This is a genomic window from Tumidithrix elongata BACA0141, assembly GCF_036349135.1.
Lineage (GTDB): Bacteria > Cyanobacteriota > Cyanobacteriia > Pseudanabaenales > Pseudanabaenaceae > Tumidithrix > Tumidithrix elongata.
In genome coordinates, this window is record NZ_JAZBJZ010000016.1 from 34,091 (window position 1) to 44,532 (window position 10,442).

4 protein-coding genes are annotated in these 10,442 nt (G+C 48.2%); all 4 read right to left on the reverse strand.

Annotated features, from left to right (window positions below; all coding sequences use genetic code 11):
* Positions 1-53: 53 nt before the first annotated feature.
* The 4 genes from V2H45_RS06215 to V2H45_RS06230 all read right to left on the reverse strand — a co-directional run bounded on the left by V2H45_RS06215 (position 54) and on the right by V2H45_RS06230 (position 10,436).
* A complete protein-coding gene (locus tag V2H45_RS06215; protein WP_330482755.1) occupies positions 54-1,424 on the reverse strand; it encodes a response regulator in 1,371 nt (456 codons plus the stop codon).
* A gap of 158 nt (positions 1,425-1,582) precedes the next feature.
* On the reverse strand, positions 1,583-2,086 hold the full coding sequence (locus V2H45_RS06220) for a response regulator (protein WP_330482756.1): 504 nt from the start codon (positions 2,084-2,086) through the stop codon (positions 1,583-1,585).
* 44 nt (positions 2,087-2,130) lie between these two features.
* Positions 2,131-4,497, reverse strand: coding sequence for an ATP-binding protein (locus V2H45_RS06225; RefSeq protein WP_330482757.1), 2,367 nt, complete (start codon positions 4,495-4,497; stop codon positions 2,131-2,133).
* A 236-nt stretch (positions 4,498-4,733) separates the two neighbouring features.
* Positions 4,734-10,436: a PAS domain S-box protein gene (locus V2H45_RS06230; protein ID WP_330482758.1), complete on the reverse strand. Its 5,703-nt coding sequence runs from the start codon at positions 10,434-10,436 to the stop codon at positions 4,734-4,736.
* Positions 10,437-10,442 lie beyond the last annotated feature (6 nt).

Consider the following 10,442-nt stretch of genomic DNA (forward strand, 5'->3'; position numbering starts at 1 on the left):
TACGATGCATTCTCTTCTATAAAAATGAAGAGATCGTGAGGAAGGTGTAAAAATTAATTGTGGCTCAGTGCTAGCCGTTTTACTTCAGTCAGATCCCGTCCTTCGGGAATCAAGAACTCGACCTGCCCCGCCTTATCAAAAGTGGGACGCAAAGAAAAGTCAATGGGAATTACAGTTTGATTTTTGCCCCAGATGTTCACTTCATAGCGCACAAACTCCCCTTGAGCTGCTCGTGCGATCGCCTGTTGCAACTGAGCTTGGGTTTCAGATGAAATTTGCCACCAATGGGTTTCCCAAAGGGGAAGACCGATCGCCTCTTCAGCGCTAATTCCACCCGCTGTTAGGATGGCTTGGTTCATTTCCAAGACCGTACCATCGATCGCCAACAATCCTACAAACTGGAACATCCGATCGAAAATGGAACGAAAGCGTTTTTCGCTAAATTTGAGCGACCGCGTGCGTTCCTTAACTTTTCGTGTTAGAGATTTGTTGAGAACTTGGAGCGATTGAAATAGCTCTGCCTGTTGAATAGAGATTGCCAACTGGATCGATAACCGTTGCAATAGCTGGATATCTGACACTTCCCATTGTCTTGTGCCAGAACATTGATGCAAAATCAGAAATCCCCAGAGAAATTGCAGCTCGCCGATGGGTATTACCAAATTTGCCCGCACTTGAAACTGTTCGAGCAGTTGAATGTGGCAGGGGGTGAGGTTCGCCGCATAGATATCGGCGGCAGCAAAGACTCTACCCTCTTGATAGTCCCCAGTGAGATGCGTCTGAAAGCAAGTGTCGGTAATCTCAGCATTTAGACAGGGAGACCAAGGAGAGGCGATCGCCTCGGCTACGACTGTCCCGCTCATGTCGGGGTTAAATTGGTAGATAATGACGCGATCGACATCCAAAAATTCACGCACTTCCCAGACGCTCGCCTTCAGAACTGAGCTGACATCGATATATTTTCTGGTTTGAAGTGCAATTTCCGCAATCATCGCCTCCTGCTGTCGCGATCGCTGCAACTTGTGGGCAAGGGCGAGGCGATCGCGTACCCGAGCGATACTAATCGAGAGAGACACCGCTGTGATATCCCCCTTGACGAGATAGTCGGCTGCTCCTAACTTCATTGCCTGCACGGCAACCCGTTCATCACCATGCCCAGTTAACACGATCGCGTGTTGGGGAATATCTGGGGAGCCATTTCCCATCGCTTTGAGCAAGTCCAATCCATCGCCATCGGGAAGCAAATAATCGACTAGAACGATATCGGGGTGCTGCGATCGCCATAGCTCTAGCCCTTCAGCCAATGTTTCAGCTTCGAGGATGCGATAGGACGGTTCTGGATCTACATGGAGATAGCGAATATAGGTGGCGCGATCGACCTCTGAATCATCAACAATCAGAATGGTTGTCTGCACGTTCTTCACTTTTTACCTATATCTCCATATATCCCCATGTTTAAAAAAATTTTTATTAATCATAAAAAAGGGCTTCTCTTTATCTTATCTCTGAAGTCCGTAGTTTATCTTTATGAGATTTTTATGAAGTAATTCAATTTGGCGAAAAATTGTTAAATCCTTGAGGCTCAAATAGGGACTTGCCCATAGCTGGGTAAGACGGCAAATTGGAACCAATATTGAAAAAGCGTCTGAACCGTCTGCTGCATGGTAGAAACACCCATGGGCTTCAGTAAATAACTATTTACACCATAGCGATAGCAAGTTTGAATGTCGCTAGGGCTTGCAGAACTAGTCAGCACAATCATAGGTAGAATCTGAAGATTGGGGTTTTGCTTCACCTGACGGATGATTTCGCGTCCGTCGGTTCCTGGAAGATTTAGATCGAGCAAGATAAAAATGGGTAAGGGAGCCTTGAGTCCCTCATAGTTTCCGCCCCGCATCAGATAGTCCAATGCCTCATCCCCATCATGGAACCGCAGAAATGTATAGTTAGAGAGCATTTGCCTCAAGGCTTCTTGGCTGCGAATGGCGCGAACAAAGGCATAAAAATCTTCATCATTATCTTCAACGATCGCAATAATGGGGCGGGTTTCATCATTATTCCATGGGGATTCTAGAAGGCTAGGCATGTCACTGATGTCGACGACTGATGGTGAATAAGAGATGTGCGAAGTTAGGTTGCGAGTGCATGGGGAGCTTCTGTGGGTAATGTCAACAAAAATGTTGTGCCTTCTCCATAAATCGATTCAACCAGAATTTTACCCCCGTGGCGCTCGACGATCTTTTTGACAATGGTCAAGCCCGCCCCAGTGCCACCACCATATTTTCCAGGGGCATGTAAGCGTTTAAAGATGCGAAATATGGCGTCCAGATGTTTTTCGCGAATGCCAATGCCATTATCGCGAACGTAAAGTGCGACCATTTTATCAACCGCCTTGCTGTCCTCAATCCAGCCAATTTCTGCATATTTTTCATGACGATCGTTGTACTTAAAGGCATTGGCGATCAAGTTGGTAAAAACCTCTTCGATTAAGATGCGATCGCCCCAAACGATCGGTAAGGGTCTGGGAATGCGGATGGTACATTCCGCCCATTGAGGATTCATATGAAACATCTCATTGGTGTCTTGGAGCAATTGGTTCAGATCGATCCGTTGCATTTGGAATTCTTGCCGCCCCAGTCGCGAGAACTTGAGCAGCGCTTCGATCAAGGATTCCATGCGTTTGGTCAGACGCACCAAGGTATGTAGTTTCTCAGCCCCATCTGCTTGCAGGATATCTTCGTAGTCTTCCAACAGAAAGGTGGCATAGTTGTGAATGCCGCGCAAAGGTTCCTTGAGATCGTGGGAAGCAATATAGGCAAAAGCATCGAGTTCTTTGTTACTGCGTTCCAATTCTAAATTGATATTGGCAAGCTCGTCTGCTTGTCGTAAAACAATATCGACGATCGCTTGTCGCAGTTCGATCGCTCCTTCAATTTCACAGGGTAACCAAGGACTAGACTTGCACTGCACTATTTCCTGCCATGCCTCAAAGGACTGACGCGGAAAAATCGTCAAGCTTCCATCTGCGTCCATCCGCTTGGGTTTGTCGGGATTGCCCGCCCAAGTAACAGTCTGTAAAAACTCAGGGCGGAACCAAAGGATATAGCGACGTTGAATCTTAGAGATGGCAACCGCCAGCAGACCGCTAGCAACACTTTTGTAAGCCTCTGCTTCAGGATAGAGTTTGGCTAAGGCATCTGTAACAAACAGGTCGCGTTCAAAGCGATTCTCTATTTCCTCCTTGAGCGCGGAATTCGTACTGTCGCCCAACCAAGCAAGCAGGGTGGAGATATCTTCTTTGGTCGGGGTTTGCCCTATGAGTTCGATATCTTCTCCTTGGCAAACGGCGGCTCCCTGAGCACCTGTCAGATTTAATAACATTTCAGGTGCAGTTGTCAGCTCTGCGGCAAAGTCCGTGGCTCGGCTTAGGCGTTCGATAAATTGCCCTTGGATGTCCTTGAGTTGCAGTTTGTAATCGAGGTTTTCGTTGTTTTCCTTGGCTGCCAGCTCTGTGGACATTAACTGCCCTAAAAACTCACAGACAGTACGGGCTTCGTAGGGAATAAATTTTGGGGTTTGGTGATGACAGGCAATCAGTCCCCACAGCTTTTGTTGCTGAATCAGAGAGATCGACATGGACGCTCCAACTTCCATGTTTTTGAGGTATTCGATATGAATGGGAGAGACCGATCGCAAGGTGCAATGACTCATGTCTAAGGGCGATCGAGGCTCCTCTGAAAGCGAGGCTGCGCTAGTCAGTAAACCGATCGCTTGGTAGTTGACATCAGGAACTAGGCGCAACCAATTGAGTGTATAGAGGTGCTTTGCTTGCTTGGGAATGTCGGAGTCAGGATAGTGCATTCCCAGAAAAGGCTCTAAATCTGGTTGCCTATCTTCGGCGATCACAGTGCCATCGCCCTGCTCGTTAAAGCGGTAAACCATAACGCGATCGAAGCCTGCGATCTGCTTGACTTCGCGCACGATTAGATTACATAGCTCGGTCAGATTTTCAGCCATCTGAATTTTGGCGAGCGTGCCCTTGATCTGGCGGTAAAACTGAAAAAAATCTTGCTCGGCATCGGGAACCAAGGGCTCTAGCTCTAGTACGATCTCGCCGCTCTGAGCGCGATGCACAATGCCGTTAAGCGACAAGGGTTCATTATCCCCGATCGCAAAGGTAAGGGGGAGAGGGTTGATATGCTCGAAACTGAGATCGAGGCAGCCGCGAACAGCATCAAGGCGATCGCTGGCAATAAAATCTCCTAAGGGGCGATCGAGCAAATCAGCAGGTGCAATTCCTAAGATCTCTTGGGTGTTTTGACTCACTTGTGAAATTTGCAGATCGGGTTCGCTCAGTACCAACAGCAACCCGTGGGGCTGGATGGAGCCGGGAATATGAATGGGTTCGCGATCGCAATTGGTGAGGTTAACGGGTTCAAATTCGCTCAGTGTGTCGCTCACCGTGTCGCTAGATATCTGTTTGGAAAACTGGTTCATGCCCACTCTCTTGTGCGAGGAAACCCTCGTTGTGTTTTATTAACGTCAGTTCGGGATAGGAAAACCTGAAACGCTATACATCCCAAGGATCCTCCCCAGCCCCCCTTGAAAAAAGGGGGGAGAACTCACTTCCCTTTTGCAAGGGGGATGCCCGATAGGGCAGGGGGATCAAACCCCTCGGTTCCAGCAAGTTAGCTTGCTTTGTTCCGAAATCCTTAACCCGAACTCAGGTTTTATTATGTTACTGCTAAAAGCTGTTGCATCGTCACCACCAATTGCTTGAGCTTGATCGGTTTTGCGATGTAATCATTGGCTCCCGCCGCGAGACAGCGATCGCGATCTTCAGCCATGGCTAGGGCGGTGAGCGCCACGATCGGCACGTTTGCCAAGCTTGAATCGCGACGAATCTGTTGCATGGCTTCTAACCCATCCATCTCAGGCATTTGAATATCCATTAAAATCAGAGCTGGATGTTCTGCCTGTGCCAAAGCGATCGCTTCATGCCCGTTTTTTGCCACAATCACGCGATAGCCCATAGCTTCCAGATAGTCTACGATTGTATTCACATTGGCTTCGTTATCTTCTGCCAACAAGATCGGGGGAGATGTCTCCTGTTTCAGTGGGATAGTTACGGCATCAGAGTCAGGTGGGGGTTCGATTTCAGGAATGGATGTTGCCGTAGTACAGGGAAGCTCAATGGTGAAGCAACTGCCCACGCCCACCTGACTTGTTAGCTCCACCTCACCACCGTGAAGTTCGACAATGCGTTTGACAAGGGCTAGCCCTAAGCCTGTTCCTTCATATTTGCGATTGAGGGCGCTATCAATTTGAATGAAGGGTTGAAACAGTTTGTCGATATGCTCTGGGGCAATGCCAATGCCTGTATCGCCGATCGCTATTCGTAGGAAAGACCTCTCCCCCAGCCCCTCTCCCTCGGTGAGAGGGGAGTTCTCTGTCTGTCGTTTGTGCGTTACCTCTAGGGTGATGCGGCCTCCCTCTGGTGTAAATTTGACAGCATTGTTGAGTAGGTTGATTAAAACTTGACGGATGCGACGCTCATCCACATATAGATGGGGCAGGTCGGGGGGTAGTTTCGTCTCAAGTTGGATGCCTTTTTTGAGGGCTTGCTGCTTGATGAATGTCAGACTCGATTGGCAGAGGTTCGCGACAGCAACGGAAGCGCAATCTAGATTAAATTGACCAGATTCAATTTTCGCCACATCGAGAATGTCTGTAATTAGCTCTAGCAAATGATTGCCACTACGCTCGATGGTTTTTAAGGATTTGAGTTGCCGCTCGTTGATGCTACCAAAGATTTGCTCTTGCAGCGCCTCACTCAAGCCTAAGATCGCATTGAGGGGGGTACGCAGTTCGTGACTCATATTGGCGAGAAATTCATCCTTGAGGCGAGTGGCTCGGATCAGCTCGGCATTGGTTTGCTCTAGCCGTTGCTCGTATTCTTTGCGATCGCTGATATCGCGTGCCACCCAGATTACAGATTCCGACGTCAGAGGAGAACACCTCGCACCAAACCAATATTCAGTATCTTGGATTGCAAGCGTATATTCACACTCCTGTGTCTGTTGCGTTTCGAGTGTCTGCCAGATCGTAGATAGAAATTGATTTGCCTGTTCGGGCGAGAATAAATCTTGAATTTTTCTGCCAAGCAAAATGTCAGGTGGTCGATATAGTTTTGCGGGATTTGTGGGGGCAATCTTTAGGTATGTTCCAGTTCGATCTACCACAAAGACGACATCATCCATCCCTACAAATAAACCGCGCAGTTCAGCTTCTGAAGCTTGCAATGCTTCCTCAGCCAGTTTGCGATCGGCTTCGAGTCGTTTCCTCTCGCTAATATCCCGCGAAATATTAACAAGAACCAATTCATCCTGCCATTCCATCGCTCGTCGAGAAATCTCAACAGGAAAGATGGAACCATCTCTGCGACGATGGAGCGTTTCAAAAGTAGATTCGTTCAACGAATTATCTTTAAGGATTTCGGAAAGTTCTTCGCGAGTCCATTGGGCATCCCAGTCAGTAACATTAAAGCCAGTCATTTCAGCAGATGTATAGCCCAGCATTTGAGCAAACCTGTCATTAAACTCAATCAAGTTGCCTTCCAAGTCTAAAATATGGATGCCATCTGAAGATGCATTAAAGATTGCATCTCGCCGCAGCAATTCTTGTTGCAAAGCCAGTTCAGCTTGCTTGCGATCGCTGATGTCGCGAAAAAACCAGATCCGACCGTAATACTCGTCAGCCGAATGAATGGGGCTAGAATAGCGATCGAAGGTTCGTCCATCAAGGAGGCTAATTTCATCTCGGCTGACCTCCTGAGGGTGTTCGTACAGGTATTCGACCTTTTCTACAAACTCGTTAGGATGGGTGAGTTGCTGTAAAGCAAAGGGAACGAGTTGGCGATCGTCTCCATCTATCAATAAGGTTTCAGGAACATTCCATAAACTCAGAAGCCGCTGATTATAGCCAACAACCTGACGATTTTCGTCAATTACGAGAATGCCATCAAAAGAGGCTTCTTGCTGAGCTATTAACAGCGCGTTGCTCCTTTGTAAGTTAGCAACAGTGCGAGCTAGTTCGGCATAAAATTGCATTAGTTGCTCGTTCGCAGTTTGTAGTTGCGCTTCAATCTGTTTTCGTGCGCTGATATTCGTTAAAATCCCCTGAGCACCAATCGCGATGCCTTCGGAGTCTAAGATCGGTGTGGTGTTGACACTCACCCAAATATAGCGGCCATCGTGGTGGCGATGCCGAAATTCAAGATTGTTATACTTTTGCCCAGATCGAACCGTCTCCAAATATTCTCCAAACTTTAACTCAAAATCCTCAGGATGTACGAGATCTATACAGGATCTGCCGATCCATTCGTCGGGCTCAAAGCCAAAAAGCGTTTTAAATTGGGGCGAGAGATAGTTAAATAAGGCATTGCGATCGGACGACCAGATTAAGTCATTACCGCCTTCTACCAAACGACGGAATTTGGCTTCACTCTCGGCTAATTCGATCTCAATCTGTTTGCGATCGCTGACATCCGACAAAATCCCCTGCGCGCCAATCGCTTCCCCTTGCGAATTTATAATGGGTGTGGCGCTGGCTCTCATCCAGATGTAGCGACCATCTCGGTGACGATGTCTGAACTCAGGATTAATCGACTTTTTGCCAGATTCGATATCCTCTCTATGCGTAGTAGCCACCAATTTGCGATCGTCTGGATGCAAAAGATCGATCAGCGACTTGCCAATCCATTCACTGGGTTCCCAACCAAAGAGCGTTTTAAATTGCGGTGAGAGATAAGTGAGCATACCCTCTTTGTCGGCTGACCAGATCAAATCGTTAGCGCCTTCCACCAAGCGTCGAAATTTCGATTCACTGTCAGCTAATGCTGCTTCGATCGCTTTACGATCGCTAATATCTTTCATGAAGCAGTGATGCCCTGTAAAGTTACCGACTTCGTCATAGGCAGAAATCATGTTGACTTGCTTATAAAAAACCGATCCATCTTTGCGAATACCCCTTGCCTCTACTTCCACCTTGTTAGTATCGAGCATTTCTTGATAGGCAGCTTCTAACAGAGCGATGTCGTCCGGATGGACTGTTTGAGACCAAGGCATCCCAATCATCTCTTGGGGGGTAAAGCCGCACAAATTGGCATAGGCAGGATTCACCGAGAGATAGCATCCATCGTTATCAAGGCGAGAGATCCCATCTACTGCATTTTGTAGGGCGGCATTCAATTCCCCTAATCTTGCCTCGGCTTGTTTGCGCTCTGTAATGTCTGTCAAAGTACCGATGAAGCCAACCGCACAACCATTCGTATCGATTTCTGGTGCTACCTGAACGTAAAACCAGTTGATGCTGCCATCTGGTCGTAAATGTCTACCTTCTCCATGCTCGAGAATTCGATCGCCTGGCTTTACGCGTTCGTAGTCTCCACTCCAACAGGCTACAAGACGATCGCGATCGTCTGGGTGCAAAGCCTCGATCCACCCTCTGCCCAAGGCAGATTCCACTGGTCTGCCTGTCATCTCGCTCCAGCGATCGCTGACATAGGTACAATTTAACGGCGCATCAAATCGGAAAATCGCCACTGGAGCTGCATTGGCTAGGGTAGCATAGCGACTTTCGCTCTCTTGCAAAGCTTGTTCTGCCCGTTTGCGCTCGGTGATATCCGTTTCAGAACCACTCATACGAATAGGCTGCCCAGCCCGATCGCGCAATGCCTTACCGCGATCTAAAATCCATCGATAGGAGGCATCTTTGCACCGCACTCGATACTCCACTTCAAAAAATTCGGTTCTCCCAGCAAAATGATCGTCAACCGCCATCATCATGCGATCGTAGTCATCTGGGTGAACTCGACTCAGACATTCCTCGGGGGTATCGCCAATCTCATCGCTGTTAAAACCTCGCATTTGCTTCCAGCGATCGGAATAGAAGATTTTATTAGTTCTCAGATCCCAATCCCAGATGCCATCGTTTGTACCCTTTAGGACTAGTTGCCATCGTTCTTCACTGGCTTGCAAGGCAGTCGTGCGTTTCTCTACTTTCCTCTCCAGTTCCTGATTTGACGCTTCCAATGCCTGTGTTGACCGTTCTCGCTCTAGTTCAGCCGCAGCACGGGCAGCAAAAACGCGCAGGATGTTTTCAGCTTGCTGTAGGTTTTGGATAGGTTGCTTGCTGAGGATGCATAGATTGCCGATCGCATTACCATGTATATCATTCAAAACTATGCCCAGATAGCTCTGTGCTTGCAGTTCAACCAAGTTTAGAGCGTCGGGGAACTGCTCTTGAACTAAGGACTCGCAATAAAACTTGCCGTCCTGTAATGTCCGTTCGCAGGGTGTTTTAGCAAAAGCATAAGAAAAATTGGGTTGCAGGGTATCGTTTGCCCAAAAGGCAAGGGTATGAAGTTCGTCATCTGCTAATTCAGAAACAAGGGCATAGGGAACATTCAAAGCTTTGGTGAGGTGTTTCACTAAGGCAGGGAAAAAGTCCTCTCCAGTGGTGGTGGCAGTGCCTTCAATCAGGTTTTGGAGCGTGGTTTCTGCCTGCTTGATTGCAGTCAGGTTGTGGGTCGTAATCACTACCCCTGTAAGCGTACCATCTAGCTCAAAATAGGGATGGAAAGTGGCTCTGATAAACTGACGTCCACCATTCTTATAGTCAAACCAAGTCTGACATTGTTGGGGTTCGCCTGTGAAGCAGCGATCGACCAAGGGGCGAATCTTGTTTTGAAAAATCGTTTCGCCATGTAGATCTGCGATCGTACATCCGAGCATCTCTTCCGCTGTTTTTCCATGCCGATGCACGTAGATATGGTTGACCAACTGATACACATAGTTGCGATCGACGAGGGCAATGCCATCGTTGGTGGCAGAAAACACCCGCTCGTACTTGCGGAGAAGGGACTCTGGTGGTTCGCGATCGCGACTCTCGTTCAGATTTTCCACATCACCCGCTAGATCGTGGGAATCTGAGACCTTTGCAAGTTTAGATAGCTCCAGTTGGTCGATCGCCTCGATCAGACTTTCATGAGTCACTAACCCCACCAAACGATCCTGTGCGTCCACAATCGGTAAATGCTGAATGCGATGCTGCTGCATCAGATTTATAGCACCAAAGAAATCGGTAAAATCAGCCTCGCGCATGGTCAAGACAGGCGATGTCATCACCTCGCGCACCGCGATCGTATCGAGCGATCGCTGTTGGGCATTGAGGCGTACTATCAGGCACAATAGATCCCTTTCCGTCAAAATACCGACCACCTGCTCGTTTTCCACCACCAGTGCCAGTCCATTGAGGCGATCTGGCTGACTCTCAATAATTTCCTGCAAGGCGACATCGGGCGCAACAACAAAGGGGGTGCGGGCGATCGCAGTCTGGAGGTCGATTTGGGTGAGTGGAATTGCAGTAGTTTTCATAAATCC